The following is a 17,437-nucleotide window of genomic DNA, read 5'->3' on the forward strand; positions in this document are numbered from 1 at the left end:
GGCAGCGTTCCAGTATCGTGGAATTAGCAGAGCGTTTTTTCTTCGATGAATGTGGTAACCAAATCCATCAACTCCTTCGCTGTTGGTTGAGCCAATGCCTGCTCTGCCAACACTTTCACATCTTCGAAATTCGTATTGCGGATAATTTTCTTGATGCGTGGGATCGAAATCGCACTCATGCTGAACTCATCCAGCCCCATGCCCAATAGCAACAGTGTAGCACGTTCGTCGCCAGCAAGTTCACCGCACATTCCGGTCCACTTACCTTCAGCGTGAGATGCATCAATAACCTGTTTGATCAGCCCCAATACCGATGGCGACATTGGGTTATAGAGATGTGAAATCAGCTCATTACCACGATCTACCGCCAGAGTATACTGAGTTAGATCGTTTGTCCCAATACTAAAGAAGTCAACTTCTTTAGCTAAGTGGCGAGCGATGACCGCCGCCGCAGGTGTTTCAACCATGACACCGACCTCGATAGTTTCATCGAAGGCTTTGTTTTCTTCACGTAATTGGCTCTTCAGCAGCTCAAGTTCTGCTTTCAGCTCGCGTACTTCTTCAACCGAAATAATCATCGGGAACATAATACGCAATTTACCAAATGCTGATGCCCGCAAGATTGCTCGCAGCTGTGCGTGCAGAATCTCTTTGCGATCCATAGCAATACGGATGGCGCGCCAGCCCAGGAATGGGTTTTCCTCTTTCGGCAAATTCATGTACGGCAGGTCTTTGTCACCGCCGATGTCCATAGTACGGACGATCACGGCCTGAGAACCCATAGCTTCCGCAACGGCTTTATATGCCTGGAACTGCTCTTCTTCAGTAGGCAGTGAGTCGCGGTCCATGAACAGGAACTCGGTACGATACAGACCAACACCTTCAGCGCCATTACGTTCAGCACCGGCGATATCACGCACAGTACCAATGTTGGCAACCACTTCAACCTGATGGCCATCAAGCGTGATAGCAGGCAAGTCTTTCAGTTTGGCCAGATCATTTCTTTCGGTGATGTATTGATTATTCACCGCCCTCAACTGCTCAATAATATCAGCAGTTGGGTTTAAATAGACTTTGTTGTTTACTGCATCAAGGATCAAATAGTCGCCATTCTGCACTTGTTTGGTCACATCGGTGGTGCCGACGATAGCCGGTAACTCCAATGAGCGAGCCATAATGGAGGTGTGAGAGGTACGGCCACCTAAATCGGTGATGAACCCTAACACTTTATCCAGATTCAGCTGTGCGGTCTCTGATGGCGTCAAATCAGTTGCAACCAGAATCACTTCATCCTGAATGGCACTTAAATCGACAATGTTCAGGCCGAGAATGTTTTTCAGCAGGCGTTTACCGATATCACGTACGTCAGCGGCACGCTCTTTCAGGTATTCGTCATCCAGCTCTTCCAGGGCTTTTGCCTGCCCTTCAATCACTGAATAAGCGGCTGCGTCGGCAGTGGCATGCTCATCTTTGATGAGGGCTATGATTTCCTGCTCAAGCTCTTCGTCTTCCAACAGCATGATATGCCCTTCGAAGATAGCAGCTTTCTCTTCGCCGAGGCTTGCTTCAGCTTTGGTCTTAATCGCTTCCAACTGTTCTGCGGCCTTGGCCCGGCCAGTTTTGAAACGCTCGACTTCCTGCTCCACTTGGTCAGCAGAGATCTTTTTCCGGTTGATAACAATCTCATCTTCTTTCAGTAAAAGTGCTTTACCAAAAGCGATACCCGGTGATACTAAAATGCCTGAAATCATAACCCTACCTTACTCTTGACTGGTGTTAACTTAAAAAGCGTGCGTGATTACTCAAGCTCAGCCATCAGTTTTACCAGATGCTCAACAGCTTTCTTCTCATCTTCGCCTTCAGCAGAGATCGTAACAACAGTACCTTGGGTCAGGCCCAGAGTTTGCAGTTTGAACAGGCTCTTGGCGCTAGCGCTTTTACCGTTAGAGATCACAGTAATTTCAGACGCGAAGCCTTTTGCTTCTTTTACGAACTGGGCAGCAGGGCGGGTATGCAGACCGTTTGGTGCAGTAATAGTAACTTCTTGCTGGAACATTGTATTTCCCCAACTTATTGGATTTATGTTGTGGAGCTAAAGTTTAGTGTAAAACCGAAACTTTAGCCTGTATTGGTGCGCGTAAAACGAGACTATTTGACTCGCGCATGACTATGCCTCAACCACCGGCAAGTCACAAAGACAGTTTCTGATGCAACCTGAATTCAGGTCTAAAATCAGCACTGTCGTATCTAAGAATAATGCTCTCTTTACATTATGTCTTCAATCAGCGTGAGCTGATGACATTTTTTGTCACTTTGCATAACGCATTGCATAATAGATAAATCGATTCAGCCTGAGAAGCATCAAAGCTGCGATTAATTTCGCGTATCAAAATAATTGTCCGGTTAAATACTAAACCCAGAGGCTAAAATCAATCTTTATGTAGTAAAAACTTTGAAGTGCGCCACAAAAAAAGCACCCATAAGGGTGCTTTTTTAGCATTTAGTGCGACGGCATCACTACTGTTGCAGCTCTTGCTCAGTGAACAGATCTGCGAACAAAGCCGTGCTCAAATAGCGCTCACCCGAGGAGGGAAGAATAACCACAATTGTTTTGTCAGTAAAGCCATCTTCCTCAGAAAGTTTGACCGCCGCGGCAACCGCAGCGCCGGAAGAAATACCGGCTAAGATGCCCTCTTCATCCATCAAACGGCGGGCCATAGAGATGGCTTCGTCATTGGTTACCAGAGCAACACGATCAACCAGTGTTAGATCAAGGTTACCGGGAATGAAGCCAGCACCGATACCCTGAATTTTATGCGGGCCGGGTTTGATTTCCTGACCTGCTAATGCCTGAGTAATAACCGGAGAGTCGGTAGGCTCCACCGCAACTGTGGTAATCGCCTTACCTTTGGTGTTTTTGATGTAGCGGCTGACCCCGGTCAAGGTGCCACCGGTGCCCACTCCAGCGATAAAGACATCGACTTCACCATCAGTATCTTCCCAAATTTCTGGGCCGGTGGTTTTTTCATGAATTTCTGGGTTCGCTGGGTTACTGAATTGCTGCAAAATGAGGTAGCGGTCTGGATCAGTCGCTTGAATCTCTTCTGCTTTAGCAATTGCCCCTTTCATTCCTTTGGCGCCTTCGGTCAGCACCAGGTTGGCACCCAGCGCTTTTAGTAGCTTACGGCGCTCGATGCTCATAGTTTCAGGCATGGTCAGGGTTAATTTGTAACCGCGTGCGGCGGCAACAAATGCCAGCGCAATGCCGGTATTGCCGCTGGTAGGCTCTACCAGCTCTTTATCTGTCGTCAGAATGCCGCGTTTTTCAGCATCCCAAATCATATTCGCGCCGATACGGCATTTAACGCTAAAACTTGGATTACGTGACTCAACCTTTGCCAAAATGCGTCCGTTACCGATACGGTTCAAACGAACCAGCGGCGTATGGCCGATTGTTAAAGAGTTGTCTTCATATATCTTGCTCATAGCCCGTCCTTTAACTCTATGAAAATGTAGGAAACGTTCAAAGCATACGCTAACAGTATGGCTATGGAAGTAAGTAATTGGTATATCGATATGTGATTAGGAGATAAGAACATAATCACATGGAGAAAGTTATTTTTTTATAATTAGTTATAAAATAAAGGAATTTTAATAACTGAATCATCTTTTAAAAACAAAATAATCCGCCCTTAAAATTCTTCTGCAAAACCCCTGCAAAACTCTTCTGCTAAACTGGTCAGTTATTGCACCACTTTAAACCGCGATAGTGATCCACTCCTTTCCTCTGTCGTCATTGTATTTATCCGTCATTGTTTGATTTTTGTGACCCAGTAGTGATTTTGTATCGATGCCTTGCTCGCGGTATAACCGTTCTGAAAGCGATCGCTGGTTCGTGAAATGTTGGTGGTATTTGATTAGCATTTATGCACACAAGGTTCTCTGGGTTCTATGTCAACAGGTACCGAGTCTGCTCACACTAAAAGATTCGATATTGTTCTCGCTAATCTTGGTGATAAGGCATTAAAACTGAACAAGATTTGCCACCCCTGATGGAAAAAATTCGAACTTGATACCGTGGACGAGACGTTATTGAACGGCTCATTGAAACCAAATGCATCAGTAAGGGGATTTGCAGTGTTTTCCTCACTGGATGATTCTGTATATAAGTCAACATTTGTAAAAGCATCAATTGATTGTAAGTAACATTAAGTAGCCTGCCACTGTGTTAAAGAAATCCGCCATCCGCGCGGAATTATCTATTTAAGGCCTCACCTAACTAGTTGAGGTTTTTTCATTTCTACATCCGTATGGTGCTGGGTTGGTTAATCCAATCGTTGTGAAACAGTACTCAGTGGAATGTGGTGAAGTGGTCAAGCCCGATAACCATTGCTGTTGTAGATACGAGGCTAGAGACCTCGGTGGCGGGCCAAATGAGATGCAAGAGATAATGGGATGGGCTATGTGAAGAGATTAATTATAGTGTTATCTATGGTGGTGATAATTGCGCTTGGCTTATTTTCACTAGGGAAATTAAAAGAAATCGCATGTCCAGCGCAATGTTAGATGGTTGGTTTCTGTTCGTATTTGCCCTAAGCATGGGAACTAAATGGCAGAAGGGCACAGTTGGTTTTGATACACACTACTGACCCCTACCACTACACTAGTACCCTAATTGTGCCCTTGGTGTGAAGTGACTACCGGGAAAGATCGACAACCATTCAGGCCCCTGAGTTAATAGCTCGAGGGCTTTTTTACATGTGGGATTATCCCCTATGTAGAATCAGAGGAATGTGGTTAAGCCGTTAAGTGCAAAGCCCGCCAAGGTGGATATCACAGCAACAAAGCTTACCCACCGACGAATAATGAGATCACACTCTCATTTTTAGCTATTACCATTTGCTCGGGAGACTCTGCCGTCATTAGTGTCAGTCTCGCCGATTATTCGGCATCCTTAAGCTTATTTGTCGCTGATTATAAAAGCGATTTTACCCGCCATCAGTTCATTTATTTGAGCTGTTGTCTCCGCAAAGAGATGATGACATTAAGTTCCGGATGCCGATGGCGGGTGTTTTTTATATACAAAAGCACATTGGGTTAAGTCGATGAAGGATCGCCGGAGGTATCCAGTGTGCTTACCTATTTCCGCCATTAGCTCAGGAGGATAGAGCGGTCATGTCTGTGGATATGAGGGTGCAGGGTTCAAGTCCCTGATGGCGGTCCAAATGAGTCACAATAGAAAAGCGCGTCGGGTTGTGCTGATTGGTATTATCGGCGTCTTCTGGGGAATGACCCGATGCGCTCCTCCATTTTGACTTAGTATAAATATTATGGAAAACACGAAGCCCTGACTCTAGCCAATCAGGGTTTTTGCTTTCTACATTCGCCTGAGCATCACTGAATAACGAGTTCACATCCCAATCTATTTAGGACATTGCTGCAGCAGTGGTTGGTGTTCAAGCGAATGTGGTGAATACGTGACCTACTGCTCGCGATGAAAAGGGCATAGAATGATTACTCCTCTGAATTGGAGGTTGCATGATCAAGAAGATTTTAAACAGTAAGTTGGCAGGCTATATCGTAGGAATACTGATTGCGATTGGCCTTGGCGAAAGCTTCATCACGACTCGCGAAGAAGCGGACAAATTCGCTAAATAACCCAGTAACTAAGTTTAAGGCTGCCTATTCAGGTGGCCTTTTTCCGTTTTAGCCCATCAGTCACCCAATCAACTCCACACACTATTAACAGATGAGTGGCTGCACTGGTGGTCATTGTGTCAGCGCTGTTTTTTAACAGTTACCGCCTCTCAAATTGTTGTTTTAAAAAATATCTTACTGACCATTTTCCACTTCCACCAGAATCAGTGTAGCCATCAATCCTAAAACGGTGACTCAGAACTATCACGCAGATTTACATGGCTTATATCGGCCCATTTGGCAGATGCATCAGGACACTTGAAATATTGACACATCGTCCCGATATATTGAATAAACCCCCCCTCATTTAAAACATTGTATAATAATGCTGGCCCAGTAATAATTATAGTCTGTTCTAATCTACAGTGGCTAAGAAATGGATTAGGTACTGACATTTTAGAAAATGGGTCATACTCTAAGTTTGAACGTTTCTTTGACCATGTATAGTTTTCGTTGATTGGGGCAGAATAATTTCTTTCTATAGAATCTAGCATCAATTTAATCCAAGGGTGGTTTGGTGCTACCGCAATTATATTATTTTGAATTGCAGCTCTCCCTGGAACAACCTCTCTTACAGAGAAACCATATTGACTTTGAACCGCAGATACATTCAACTTTGAGTATAACTCTGCATCTAGATCTAAATAAACCCCGCCAATATGATATAGAATCAATAAGCGTAATATATCTGATGCTGCGGCATAATTCCTATAGGCGCCAATAGACTCACGTATAAATGCGCTGTAGTTTCTTACGTTTACCTCTTTTAAATACTCGCCAATAACTCTAACTTCTATGTTATTTACAAAGTACAGTTTACTCTCTCTTAAGAAAAAATCCGCATATGAATTTGCATCTACAATTACCGCTTTTAGACGATAATATTCTGAATAACTATCAGTCCAGATAATGAATTTAAATCCAATGGAATTTTTGACAACATGATTAATCACTCTGCAAATTTGATTTGTATTTAATGGTGAACCTAACCAAATATAATGTATGATTGAAGGAACCGTTGTGTTCACTGGCATAATTGGTGGGTTATAAGGTTTTTCATTGGTTTTTTTGTGTTTTACATTCTCAGTCTCACCAAAACTAATACTTATTGGTCTTTTCATTGTAATTTTCCATTCATTGGTTTCTAAAACTAAATTGGCATAGTCCTATTAGTTACACTACAAACGAGAGCATATATTTAATAGGTTAATTGTCTGTGGCGTCAGATTATTTACCAGATTGAGATAATAAAAAAAAGGTCTCAGTTGATAAGGTTTAGTCACACATTTTACGCCACTCGTCATTTTCGGGGGCCTCCACTGGAACCTTATTTCAATCATACAGCCAGCGGCTTGCCTTGGCTGATTCGATAAGCATATGGACTGTAAGCGGCTCAGGTTTATGACGGTCTGATTTTAAGCGCTCATGAAGAATACTATTAGGCAAAAAAGGAAAAACCACCTGGGGAAAATAACGCCTCCAGTATATTTTGCTGCAATCGACATTAAACTTTTCAGAATATTTATCCATTAACTCATAGATATCTTCGGGAACTGTTTGATGTTCACCGGTACTGAGCGATGAATCTATCTGTAACTGACAACAACGCAACTCATCTTTGACGAATTGTAGTACCGCCTCATGAGTGTTCATTCCAAACGATCCCTTGACGAAACAATGAGGTTGTAACGGTGAACACTTCTATACCCGATAATACTAATATCATAAGCTGTAATGGCTACACCTAGCCAAGGTATCCACCTACCGATGAGCCCACCCAAACTTGTCGATCTTGCCCAGCCTCCACCAATTAATGTCTTCCATGTTGGTGATCTCCAGCGATTGTTAAGGCGACATGAGATCATGCGACGAAGGGATAAATGATAGAAGGCTAGTGCCGGGGGGGCTGTATGTGGCTTACCGGGGACGGGAATGATGTTCAATCCTCCAAGAATGAAAGCAAAAGCAACGATATCTATCCCGTTGAATTGCTTTTCAACTTCATCAACAGTGACCCAAAAAGCTAATTCACCCTGAGACAGATTGTGCATTTCTTTAAAATAATAACCACTTACTTGCTCAACCGTATCCATAGCCTTCCCTGATTGTTACAGTATTGTTTCAATCATATTGGGTTTTATCTAATTACTCCTAATGATTTAAGCTCCGAATGTTCTGAAAATAGAGTGGTATTATGGACGCAGCCCGAAAGACTGCGTACCAGTTATGTTAATTTCACTAAGGCTGAAACCAATCATCAGCGCTTTCCCACGTCTCCTGCAAAATCTCTTCGACCGTCTTTTTATCCTCGCTAGCCCCGCCCAGCACTGTTAATTCATCGGCACCCGCAAATCTAACCTTCACGTGAATATCGCTAAATTTACGACTGAGGCGTTTTGTTAATTCTTCCGTCAGTGCATTGGTATAGCCAAGAGGAAAACTCTTGGCGTTCAGCTTATCTATCGTCACTTCGACACGCAGCATAAATTCCCCTCAAGTTAAATATCGATAACCAGCCACTGTTCGGCTTCATTAAACATTTCCTCAACCAGTCGATTGATAATAGCTTTAGTGCGGTCCTCTTCTGACATTCTGTGCAATAGTATTCTGAAAATGACAGCAGTCGCTGCATGTGTATTGAGTTACGTAAAATAGACTTACATTTTGAAAGTTCTCATTCGTATAACTAGTGCGGTAGTCTGTGCTAGCTGGGAACTCGTAGCGAAGTAGATTATTCCTATTTTATCCACACTGAATAATGAAAGGACAACATTATGGCGGATAGCAACCTAACACTCACGACTAACCACAGATTACTTAATATTATATCCCGAGATACAAATATTATTTTTTTTAACAATGTAGTTCATTTTATAAATGGATTAGATATCAGACAGTTGGACGTTTTTGTGGGTACTTTAAATTCTTCAGCTCGGACATTCAGATTATTAAAGAAATATGCTGGGGGAAATGCTGATGCACAGAAAATTTTGGATAATATGTATGGCGGGATTATTTCTCACATGTTTGAACCAAGAGGAAGTGCTAACTATAAATATTATATTTACGACCCCATAACAAGTGTTATTTCCTTCTTTTCGCATAATCTTCGGGAATGTTTGCCAAGTTCGATATCAAATGTATTGTTCTATTTTTGCGGTGATATCTATCAAACATACACTAGAATTAATGAAAATACGCTTTTAAATACTTTCCCACAAGCGGTATCCATTGGTTCGGGTTTGGCATCTAATTTACTAGCTACTGTAACACATGATTATAATAAGGATTCTTCTACTGCCACTCCTGCCGCTCCTACGGGTAATACTACCTTCATAATTGATAGTGCTTTTAAAGCAAGCGTAGCCGTTTGGTTCGTCATGTCTGCATTGAGTAATACTGCAAAATCTTATTATACTTATAACGAAACTCGCCTAAAGATGCTTGGTGATATAGCCTCACTAAGGCAGAGTGGTATAAAATTCTTTAATGATATAAATGAAAAATATTCATCAAAAGATGATGTTCTGTTGGACTTAATAAATCATCATAATGATTATATAAATTATAAGGAACCTTTAAGTCGCATACTTAATTCAACATTATATGTCCCCGACAATGCAGGTACTTATCAGTTAGATATGGATAAGGCCTTTTATTTAGGTGGTGTTGATTATACTTATGAGCAAGCCAAGATATGGGAAGCTCTATTGATAATGGCTACGACTCATACAGTACCCACAGCCCGGAACCAAACAAGATCGCAGATCCCCAGACCAGTAGTCATACCACAAAATGTAAGCCCTCACAGGCCTAGGGCAAGCACACTGGGAGTCCGACCCGCCTGGAGATAATTCTGAGTCATTGCCAACTGAACTCGATAATAAAATGACTTATTGCTAGCCACCAGTTATGGGGTGGCATATTCCATTTTTTATGATTTCTTGCCATGCCACCTCCCATTAAGTTGCTGCTTGTATAAACAGTAATTAATTCTTTTTCTGTTGAAAAAGCTTTCTGCAAAACTATTTTTCTTTACTTGATAATCAATAAGTTACAAAGACCACTTTTAAATATTTTTTACGAATAAAAGGGTCAGCATCCATTGATAAATCATATGATTGTTGGCCCTTGGTGTATCTAAGTAATTGGTATATCGATATGTGATTAGGAAATAAGTTTTAATCCCAATAACAAGGGCGTGACCGGCACGCCCATAGATGATTATCGTGATGGTTGAATAAACTGCTCGCGGTAGCGATCAACCCACATTGCTGTGGCACCGCAGACTGCAACTGGCATAATCACCAAATTGAGAAAGGGAATCATGGTGAATAAGCTCACCAGTGCACCAAATTGCAGGTTATCGACTTTATTCTGGCGCAGCGCACTGCGCATCTCCTGGAAACTCACTTTATGGTTATCAAAGGGATAATCGCAATATTGAATTGATAGCATCCAGGCGCTGAATAAGAACCACAGAACCGGGGCCAGTGTTTGACCGATGCCCGGAATAAAGTACAGCAGCAGTAACACTAAGGCTCGTGGCAGGTAGTAGGCCAATTTGCGCCATTCACGCGCCATAATGCGCGGTAGATCTTTCATTATGCCGATGATACCGGTGTCTGGCAGGGGCTTACCGGTTAGGCTAGCCTCCAGTTGATCGGCCAGTAAGCCGTTAAAAGGGGCCGCGATAAAATTGGCAAGGGTACTGAACAGGTAACTGAATACCAGCAATACCGAAATCACCATAATTGGCCACAGCAAATAGCTCAGCCACTGTAACCAGTCGGGCACATGGCTCATCAATTGTGGTACCCAGTCACCTATACGATTGAATAACCACCAGAAAGCGCCTCCCATCAGCAGAATATTCACCAGTAACGGCAAAATAACAAATCTTCGGATGCCCGGACGAGAAATCAGCTGCCATCCCTGGGCAAAATAGTGGACACCACTGACCTTTTTTACCGCTTTTTGCGTATACGCCATGCCATTCAGTTCTCTATTTGCTTATCGACCCGGGTATCATATCGGTATGATTTCCCACTGCATAGTCACATATTGTGCGAAAAGTGAGCGAAACATCTAGCATAATCATCTTTCTTCGAAGAAAATTGAGCACGGACTTGCACTTGTGTTCGTTGGGAAATAGAGTTAAAGGGTGAATGTTTGCCGCGGTGGCAATGTATTGGAACAACAGAGATAGTAATGATGCAGGATTTGCGTCTGATATTAATCGTTGTTGGCGCGATCGCCATAATAGCGTTGTTATTGCATGGTTTATGGACCAGCCGTAAAGAACGCTCATCACTTTTTCGCGATCGCCCAGTTAAACGTCTGAAACAAGAACGTGTTGAAACCCCGATCGAGAGTCTCGATGAAGGGGTAGGAGAGGTGCGCGTCCGCACCGCTCATCCACAGGAGAAGCCTTCGTTTAGTCATACTGATGACGATGATGAAGAAATGCCGGTTATTCAGCATGATGATGCTAAGCCGGCTCAGGTGAAGACAGAATCTCGTCAGCAGCCTTTTGCTTCCGTGCAAACAGAATATGACGACCCTCTTTTGGGTGGGCTATCTGCTGAGCAACCACCGCATGAGTCACAGCGTGATCCTTTGCTTGGATCGGTTGACGAATCCTATTCACAACCGCGACACGTAGAGCCACAACATGCGGCAGAACCGGCACATCGTGCGGTTCCACAGCCCGAACCTGTTGCTCCTGCTCCTGAGGTGAAACCGCAAAAACTGAAAGAGACCGTTTTGGTGCTGCATGTTGCCGCGCATCACGGTGGTGCGCTAGGTGGCGAGTTGCTGCTACAGAGTGTTCTTCAGTCTGGTTTCCAGTTTGGCGAGATGGGCATTTTCCATCGTCATCTTAGCCCCGCAGGCAGTGGCCCAGTACTATTTAGTCTGGCGAATATGGTCAAACCCGGCTCCTTTGACCCCGATACCATGGCTGATTTCTCAACGCCGGGTGTCTCAATGTTTATGATGGTGCCGTCTTATGGCGATGCACATCAGAACTTTAAGCTCATGTTGCAATCAGCCCAACGTATTGCCGATGATGTCGGTGGTGTGGTGTTGGATGATGAACGCCGTATGATGACCCCGCAAAAACTGGAAACGTATAAGGCGCGCATCCGCGAAGTGCTGGAAGCAAACGCAACCGCCTAATCACGTTGCCTCGCAATGAACCGAATTAACCCGAACCCCCGCATGCCGGGGGTTTTTTATCTTTGATGGTGAGCTATGGAATCGATAATTCAGCAAATTAATCAACTAAGAACCTCATTGCGCCATCACGAACATCAATACCATGTGTTGGATGCCCCAGAGATCCCTGATGCTGAATATGACCGCCTGATGCAGCAACTGCGTGATTTGGAAAGCCAACATCCCGAACTGATTACCAGTGACTCACCGACGCAGCGGGTGGGCGCAGCCCCTCTTGATGCGTTTGAGCAAGTTAAGCATGAAGTGCCGATGCTCTCTCTCGATAACGTGTTTGATGAAGAGAGCTATTTGGCGTTTGATAAGCGGGTGCATGATCGCCTGAAACGCACCGAGCCGCTGACCTTTTGCTGCGAGCTGAAGTTAGATGGTCTGGCGGTCAGTTTACTGTATGAAGATGGCGAACTGGTCAGGGCGGCAACCCGTGGTGATGGCACCACCGGTGAAAATATTACCGCCAATGTGCGCACCATTCGTGCTATTCCGCTGCGTTTACACGGGGATAACATCCCACGTCGGGTTGAAGTTCGTGGCGAAGTCTTTATGCCACAGGCCGGTTTTGAGCAACTGAATGACGAGGCGCGCCGTAAAGGTGGCAAGGTTTTCGCTAACCCACGTAATGCCGCCGCGGGATCATTGCGCCAGCTTGATCCTCGCATCACGGCGAAACGGCGATTAGCTTTCTTCTGTTATGGCGTTGGTTTGTTGGATGGCGGCGAGCTGCCACGCAGCCATATTCAGCGCCTGATGCAATTTAAGGCCTGGGGCTTACCGGTCAGTAATCGAGTGCAGCTCTGCACCGGTAGCGAGCAGGTTATTGCTTTTTATCGTCAGGTTGAACAGGATCGCGCCGGTTTAGGCTTTGATATCGATGGTGTGGTTATCAAGGTTGATGATCTCGATTTGCAAGAGCAGTTGGGCTTTGTGGCGCGCGCCCCTCGTTGGGCAACCGCGTTTAAGTTTCCAGCCCAAGAGCAGATAACACAGGTCCGCGAAGTTGAGTTTCAGGTGGGGCGCACGGGGGCTATCACGCCAGTTGCCCGTCTGGAACCGGTGCAGGTGGCGGGTGTGATTGTCAGCAACGCGACCTTGCATAATGCCGATGAAATTGAGCGTCTTGGCTTGCGCATTGGCGATACCGTCATTGTGCGCCGTGCTGGCGATGTGATCCCGCAAGTAGTGGGGGTGGTGATGGAGCAGCGCCCGCAGGACGCGAAAGAGATCACATTCCCAGAGCACTGCCCGGTGTGTGGTTCTGATATCGAGCGGGTAGAAGGCGAGGCGGTTGCCCGCTGTACTGGTGGCCTATTCTGCGCGGCGCAACGCAAAGAGGCGCTTAAGCACTTTGTCTCCCGTCGGGCGCTGGATGTGGACGGCATGGGCGATAAAATTATCGAGCAGTTGGTGGAGAAACAGTATGTCGAGAACCCGGCGGACTTATTCGAGCTGACGGCAGGTAAACTCACCGGGCTGGATCGGATGGGGCCAAAGTCGGCACAAAATCTGATTGTGGCATTAGAGAGAGCAAAACAGACCACCTTTGCTCGCTTCCTGTATGCCTTGGGTATCCGCGAGGTGGGGGAGGCGACGGCAGCTAACCTGGCCGCTCACTTTCGCAATATGGCAAACCTGCGCGCAGCTGATATTGATGAACTGAAAAGTGTGCCAGATGTCGGTGAAGTGGTGGCTAAACACGTGTTGAACTTCCTCGGCGAGGAGCACAATCAGCGAGTGATCGAAGCGCTGGAGAAAGTGATCAGTTGGCCAGAGCCGCAGCAGATTATTGCTGAAGAGATCGACAGTCCATTTGCCGGTAAAACAGTGGTCCTGACTGGCTCACTAACGATCCTCTCGCGGGACGAAGCGAAAGATCGCCTGACTGCCCTAGGGGCAAAAGTGAGTGGCAGTGTCTCCAGGAAAACCGATCTGGTGATAGCCGGTGAGGCTGCGGGGTCAAAATTGGTGAAAGCGCAGGAGCTAGGGATAACAGTTATTGATGAAGCTGAGATGATCCGTTTGCTGGGTGAATAGTTCTAACATCAGAGGACAGTATGGAAAAAGAGAATCTGATTGAGATTGCCAATACTCGGATGCCTTTTGGTAAATATCAGGGGCGAGTATTGATTGATCTGCCCGAAGAGTACTTGCTGTGGTTCGCCCGCAAAGGTGAATTTCCACAAGGTAAGCTGGGGATGCTGATGGAACTGACGCTGACAATTAAGGTGGAAGGGTTAGAGAGCTTAGTTATGCCGCTTAAGCGGGGCTAAAACATGGCGGTGGGCGTAATCTGTCCATCGCCATGGATCGGTTTTATCGGGTACAAACAGCTTAAATATAGACGTCAATCTGGTTTTGAGTAGAAGGGCGGTTGACCCCATCACCTGTCGGCGTACTCGCGCTTAGGCTATCGTTTTTACCCTCTTTGGCTTTTTCCGCTTCCTGCGCCTCAATACTGGCGATTTGAGCTTGCAGCGCGGCAATTTGCCCCTGAATCTGTTGCTGCTGTTTTTTCAACTCATCAGCCGTCAGACCAGAGTCTTTTAAGGTGCTTAATTTCTCGGTCAGCTTTTGGATCTGCTGATAAATAGACTTAATCTGTGCGGCAGCGCTGCTGTCAGAAGAGCTACTGCTGCTTACTGACGCAGATGCTGCTGAAATCGTGTTCGACATCATGACTCCTTAGAAAAACGTGGGTGGAGTAATGCTTATCGACGACAGAGTATTAACCTTTAATCTTCTATGGCTGTTTTACACAATCTTATCACTAACTTATCACTTGGCGTTTTTATGAGCGCCTAAACAGGGTTCTAAGGGGCTAAACCACCAAACGCAACTCAGGCCAATGTTGTTGCCAGCCTTTACTGGTTATTCGTTGGTGATAGGTGTCGATTTCACCGTTTTTAGGATTCAGAGTAATAGTTCGGGTAAATAGCGCATCCAACCCCCACGGAGCCACCAATTCGATATCCCCACACGCTTTGAGCCTGGCACCAATCGCCGTTTCCACTTCAACCCAATAGCTGATGGCATCTTCTGTGCTGCGATAGGGCTGACGACCACTGCGCAGGTGCATTCTGGCCTGGTTTTTTACTGACCAGGGGAAGGAAGCGTGCTGAGACGCGGCGTTTTGCCGTAACTGCGCCTCTAGCTGTAAATCATGCTGCTCGCTGATGTTTTGCTTATCAAAATAGACTAAATCAATATCATTGAGTGGTGTAGGAGAGTGATGGCCGTGGAGCTGATCCCACACGAGATTGCGGACAAATCCTGCGGCCAGACACCACTGATTTAGCCCGAGTTCGCGGGCAATAGACAATGCCTGCATACGATAAGAGTCAGCATAGAGCCATTGAATGATTTGTTGCTGCTGATCCATACCCTATTCCTAAAGTCATCAATACATTTAGAGTGTGCAGGATAACAGGGGTCAATGACAAAACGGAGATGCATTTAAAACGAGGCGCGTGACAAGGATGGGCGCTGGAAAGCAAAAACCGGCCATGAGCCGGTTTTTTAAAGAGTGGTGGAGCTAGACGGGATCGAACCGTCGACCTCTTGCATGCCATGCAAGCGCTCTCCCAGCTGAGCTATAGCCCCACAAATGTGGTTGTTCGTACTGATTTATCTCTGTGCCACCCATTTAACCCATCTGATTAGGCGATAAAGCGCACTGATCAAAAGGTAAAATTTGGTGGAGCTAGACGGGATCGAACCGTCGACCTCTTGCATGCCATGCAAGCGCTCTCCCAGCTGAGCTATAGCCCCAATGCGCACATAATAAATCGTGTGAACGGGGCGCATGATATGAAACCGCTGAAACAGTGTCAACGGCTAATTCTATTTCTCGTGTTAAGCGCTGAAAAAGCCGCCAAATCAGTCAACAAACAGCAGAATAAATGGAATCCTGCTCACAATTAATGATGCTATCCATATAAAAAAGGCGGCTGAGTAGCCGCCTGATCATATTAAGAATGCTCAGTTATTGCTGTTGCGCTTCGCGTTCGCTGATAAAGGCCAGTGCTTTATCAATTCGGGCCAGTGAACGAGCCTGACCGATAGCATGAACGGTCACATCCATACCCGGTGATTGGCCGGCACCAGTGACGGCAACACGCAGCGGCATACCCACTTTGCCCATACCTACAGCTAACTCGTCAGCAGTGCCCTGAATGGCATTGTGCACGTTTTCCGTGGTCCAGTCAGTGATAGCGGCAAGTTTAGCTTTGACTGCTTCAAGCGGCTGGCGGGCAACCGGGCGCAGATGTTTTTTAGCGGCGTCAGCATCGAACTCATCAAATTCTTCATAGAAGTAGCGGCAAGATTCCGCCATCTCTTTCAGTGTCTTGCAGCGCTCGCCCAGCAGCTTAACAATTTCAACCAATTCAGGGCCGTTACGGGTATCGAGACCCAACTGCTCGATATGCCACGACAGCTGCACGGCAACATGTTCTGGCGGCAAGCTATTGATATAGTGATGGTTCAACCATTGCAGTTTTTCAGTATTGAAAGCACTGGCTGATTTGCTCACCGCATCCAGTGTGAATAGCTCGGTCATTTCGGCAACCGAGAAAATCTCTTGATCATCATGAGACCAGCCCAAACGCACCAGATAGTTCAGCAGTGCTTCTGGCAGGTAGCCGTCATCACGGTATTGCATGACGCCAACCGCGCCGTGACGTTTAGATAGTTTTTTGCCGTCATCACCGAGGATCATTGAAACGTGGGCATATTCAGGAACAGGTGCTCCCAATGCTTTTAGAATATTAATCTGGCGCGGGGTGTTGTTGATATGGTCTTCACCACGAATAACATGTGTGATCTCCATATCCCAGTCATCAACTACCACGCAGAAGTTATAGGTTGGTGAACCATCAGTACGGCGGATAATTAAGTCATCCAACTCTTGGTTGCTGAATTCGATCGGCCCACGGATTTTATCGTCGAAAATGACCGAACCTTCCTGCGGGTTACGAAAACGCACTACCGATGGCTCATCAGCACTGTGGGTACAGTGGCTATCGCGGCAGCGGCCATCGTAGCGAGGTTTCTCGCCATTGGCCATTTGAGTCTCACGAAGCTCATCCAGGCGCTCTTTAGAGCAGTAGCAACGATAAGCGGTGCCTTTTTCCAACATTTGGTCAATCACGGCATTATAGCGATCGAAACGTTTAGTTTGGAAATACGGGCCTTCGTCCCAATCCAGATTCAGCCAGTTCATACCGTCCATAATGGCATCAATAGCTTCCTGGGTTGAGCGCTCAAGATCGGTGTCTTCTATGCGCAGCACAAATTCACCGCCTAAATGACGGGTGAATAACCAGGAGTAGAGCGCGGTACGTGCGCCACCAACATGGAGATAGCCGGTAGGACTGGGTGCAAAACGGGTTTTGATTTTCATTGGGATCGATGCCTTATTACGCTACGCCGACCAGCAGACGCCGGTTGTTGCTCGAAATTAGAAAAAGTAGGCGCCATTCTACCACCCTCAGGTAATTCCTCAACG

15 protein-coding genes, 3 tRNA genes and 2 pseudogenes are annotated in these 17,437 nt (G+C 45.8%); 6 read left to right on the forward strand and 14 right to left on the reverse strand.

Annotated elements, in window-relative coordinates; genetic code table 11:
* Positions 1 to 23 precede the first annotated feature (23 nt).
* The 4 genes and pseudogenes from ptsI to FFE93_RS21675 form a co-directional block, all read right to left on the reverse strand.
* Positions 24 to 1,751 carry a phosphoenolpyruvate-protein phosphotransferase PtsI gene (gene ptsI, locus FFE93_RS06265; RefSeq protein WP_049600830.1) on the reverse strand — a complete coding sequence of 576 codons (1,728 nt, stop codon included), beginning with the start codon at positions 1,749 to 1,751 and terminating at the stop codon, positions 24 to 26.
* Between the two features lie 47 nt (positions 1,752 to 1,798).
* Positions 1,799 to 2,056 (reverse strand): phosphocarrier protein Hpr, encoded by a 258-nt coding sequence (gene ptsH, locus FFE93_RS06270; protein ID WP_004393588.1) that lies wholly within the window; start codon positions 2,054 to 2,056, stop codon positions 1,799 to 1,801.
* Positions 2,057 to 2,517: 461 nt separating this feature from the next.
* Entirely contained in the window at positions 2,518 to 3,486 is a 969-nt protein-coding gene (gene cysK / locus FFE93_RS06275; protein WP_004877754.1) for a cysteine synthase A, read from the reverse strand.
* Positions 3,487 to 3,756: 270 nt separating this feature from the next.
* Positions 3,757 to 3,907, reverse strand: a pseudogene (locus FFE93_RS21675) (integrase); the annotation flags it as partial.
* 44 nt (positions 3,908 to 3,951) lie between these two features.
* On the opposite strand from FFE93_RS21675, the pseudogene FFE93_RS21680 reads away from it, so the two are divergent.
* Together FFE93_RS21680 and FFE93_RS06295 are read left to right on the forward strand one after the other, a co-directional pair.
* Positions 3,952 to 4,206: pseudogene (locus FFE93_RS21680) on the forward strand (DUF4354 family protein).
* A gap of 939 nt (positions 4,207 to 5,145) precedes the next feature.
* Positions 5,146 to 5,224 (forward strand) — tRNA-OTHER (locus FFE93_RS06295).
* Positions 5,225 to 5,879: 655 nt separating this feature from the next.
* Here FFE93_RS06295 and FFE93_RS06300 read toward each other — a convergent pair.
* From FFE93_RS06300 to FFE93_RS06315, 4 genes are all read right to left on the reverse strand, one after another.
* Positions 5,880 to 6,818, reverse strand: coding sequence for a glycosyltransferase family 32 protein (locus FFE93_RS06300; RefSeq protein WP_099460449.1), 939 nt, complete (start codon positions 6,816 to 6,818; stop codon positions 5,880 to 5,882).
* 211 nt (positions 6,819 to 7,029) lie between these two features.
* Positions 7,030 to 7,350, reverse strand: a complete 321-nt coding sequence (locus FFE93_RS06305) for a DUF1493 family protein (protein WP_032898586.1) — start codon at positions 7,348 to 7,350, stop codon at positions 7,030 to 7,032.
* A complete protein-coding gene (locus tag FFE93_RS06310; RefSeq protein WP_032898584.1) occupies positions 7,347 to 7,790 on the reverse strand; it encodes an STM2901 family protein in 444 nt (147 codons plus the stop codon). The genes FFE93_RS06305 and FFE93_RS06310 overlap by 4 nt, the downstream gene beginning before the upstream one ends.
* 145 nt (positions 7,791 to 7,935) lie before the next feature.
* Positions 7,936 to 8,178, reverse strand: a complete 243-nt coding sequence (locus tag FFE93_RS06315; RefSeq protein ID WP_032898592.1) for a DinI-like family protein — start codon at positions 8,176 to 8,178, stop codon at positions 7,936 to 7,938.
* 293 nt (positions 8,179 to 8,471) lie between these two features.
* Between FFE93_RS06315 and FFE93_RS06325 the strand changes: the two genes are divergently transcribed.
* Positions 8,472 to 9,551 carry a hypothetical protein gene (locus FFE93_RS06325; protein ID WP_005277615.1) on the forward strand — a complete coding sequence of 360 codons (1,080 nt, stop codon included), beginning with the start codon at positions 8,472 to 8,474 and terminating at the stop codon, positions 9,549 to 9,551.
* A 370-nt stretch (positions 9,552 to 9,921) separates the two neighbouring features.
* Here the strand turns inward: FFE93_RS06325 and cysZ are convergent, their stop codons facing one another.
* The gene (gene cysZ, locus FFE93_RS06330) at positions 9,922 to 10,689 is read right to left on the reverse strand and encodes a sulfate transporter CysZ (RefSeq protein WP_138774918.1); all 768 of its coding nucleotides are present in this window, start codon (positions 10,687 to 10,689) and stop codon (positions 9,922 to 9,924) included.
* 219 nt (positions 10,690 to 10,908) lie between these two features.
* Here cysZ and zipA point away from each other — a divergent pair, with 219 nt between their 5' ends.
* The 3 genes from zipA to FFE93_RS06345 all read left to right on the forward strand — a co-directional run bounded on the left by zipA (position 10,909) and on the right by FFE93_RS06345 (position 14,201).
* Entirely contained in the window at positions 10,909 to 11,877 is a 969-nt protein-coding gene (zipA, locus tag FFE93_RS06335; RefSeq protein WP_138774919.1) for a cell division protein ZipA, read from the forward strand.
* 75 nt (positions 11,878 to 11,952) lie between these two features.
* Positions 11,953 to 13,965, forward strand: a complete 2,013-nt coding sequence (gene ligA / locus FFE93_RS06340) for an NAD-dependent DNA ligase LigA (RefSeq protein ID WP_005277609.1) — start codon at positions 11,953 to 11,955, stop codon at positions 13,963 to 13,965.
* Positions 13,966 to 13,985: 20 nt separating this feature from the next.
* Positions 13,986 to 14,201 carry a DUF3820 family protein gene (locus FFE93_RS06345; RefSeq protein WP_005277607.1) on the forward strand — a complete coding sequence of 72 codons (216 nt, stop codon included), beginning with the start codon at positions 13,986 to 13,988 and terminating at the stop codon, positions 14,199 to 14,201.
* A 61-nt stretch (positions 14,202 to 14,262) separates the two neighbouring features.
* Here FFE93_RS06345 and FFE93_RS06350 read toward each other — a convergent pair whose 3' ends face one another.
* The 5 genes from FFE93_RS06350 to gltX form a co-directional block, all read right to left on the reverse strand.
* Entirely contained in the window at positions 14,263 to 14,604 is a 342-nt protein-coding gene (locus tag FFE93_RS06350; protein WP_138775212.1) for a FlxA-like family protein, read from the reverse strand.
* A gap of 145 nt (positions 14,605 to 14,749) precedes the next feature.
* Entirely contained in the window at positions 14,750 to 15,310 is a 561-nt protein-coding gene (locus tag FFE93_RS06355) for a nucleotidyltransferase family protein (protein WP_054872340.1), read from the reverse strand.
* 145 nt (positions 15,311 to 15,455) lie between these two features.
* Positions 15,456 to 15,531: transfer RNA gene (locus FFE93_RS06360), tRNA-Ala, on the reverse strand.
* A gap of 92 nt (positions 15,532 to 15,623) precedes the next feature.
* Positions 15,624 to 15,699 (reverse strand) — tRNA-Ala (locus FFE93_RS06365).
* A 214-nt stretch (positions 15,700 to 15,913) separates the two neighbouring features.
* Positions 15,914 to 17,332, reverse strand: coding sequence for a glutamate--tRNA ligase (gene gltX, locus FFE93_RS06375; RefSeq protein ID WP_138774920.1), 1,419 nt, complete (start codon positions 17,330 to 17,332; stop codon positions 15,914 to 15,916).
* Positions 17,333 to 17,437 lie beyond the last annotated feature (105 nt).

Origin of the sequence: Yersinia sp. KBS0713, assembly GCF_005937895.2 — a bacterium.
GTDB classification, from domain to species: domain Bacteria; phylum Pseudomonadota; class Gammaproteobacteria; order Enterobacterales; family Enterobacteriaceae; genus Yersinia; species Yersinia bercovieri.

Bases quoted from the DNA above. Each gene is read 5' to 3' on its own strand.
- ptsI (WP_049600830.1), bottom strand. From the start codon at position 1,751: ATGATTTCAGGCATTTTAGTATCACCGGGTATCGCTTTTGGTAAAGCA.
- ptsH (WP_004393588.1), bottom strand. From the start codon at position 2,056: ATGTTCCAGCAAGAAGTTACTATTACTGCACCAAACGGTCTGCATACC.
- cysK (WP_004877754.1), bottom strand. From the start codon at position 3,486: ATGAGCAAGATATATGAAGACAACTCTTTAACAATCGGCCATACGCCG.
- FFE93_RS06300 (WP_099460449.1), bottom strand. From the start codon at position 6,818: ATGAAAAGACCAATAAGTATTAGTTTTGGTGAGACTGAGAATGTAAAA.
- FFE93_RS06305 (WP_032898586.1), bottom strand. From the start codon at position 7,350: ATGAACACTCATGAGGCGGTACTACAATTCGTCAAAGATGAGTTGCGT.
- FFE93_RS06310 (WP_032898584.1), bottom strand. From the start codon at position 7,790: ATGGATACGGTTGAGCAAGTAAGTGGTTATTATTTTAAAGAAATGCAC.
- FFE93_RS06325 (WP_005277615.1), top strand. From the start codon at position 8,472: ATGGCGGATAGCAACCTAACACTCACGACTAACCACAGATTACTTAAT.
- cysZ (WP_138774918.1), bottom strand. From the start codon at position 10,689: ATGGCGTATACGCAAAAAGCGGTAAAAAAGGTCAGTGGTGTCCACTAT.
- zipA (WP_138774919.1), top strand. From the start codon at position 10,909: ATGATGCAGGATTTGCGTCTGATATTAATCGTTGTTGGCGCGATCGCC.
- ligA (WP_005277609.1), top strand. From the start codon at position 11,953: ATGGAATCGATAATTCAGCAAATTAATCAACTAAGAACCTCATTGCGC.
- FFE93_RS06345 (WP_005277607.1), top strand. From the start codon at position 13,986: ATGGAAAAAGAGAATCTGATTGAGATTGCCAATACTCGGATGCCTTTT.
- FFE93_RS06350 (WP_138775212.1), bottom strand. From the start codon at position 14,604: ATGTCGAACACGATTTCAGCAGCATCTGCGTCAGTAAGCAGCAGTAGC.
- FFE93_RS06355 (WP_054872340.1), bottom strand. From the start codon at position 15,310: ATGGATCAGCAGCAACAAATCATTCAATGGCTCTATGCTGACTCTTAT.
- gltX (WP_138774920.1), bottom strand. From the start codon at position 17,332: ATGAAAATCAAAACCCGTTTTGCACCCAGTCCTACCGGCTATCTCCAT.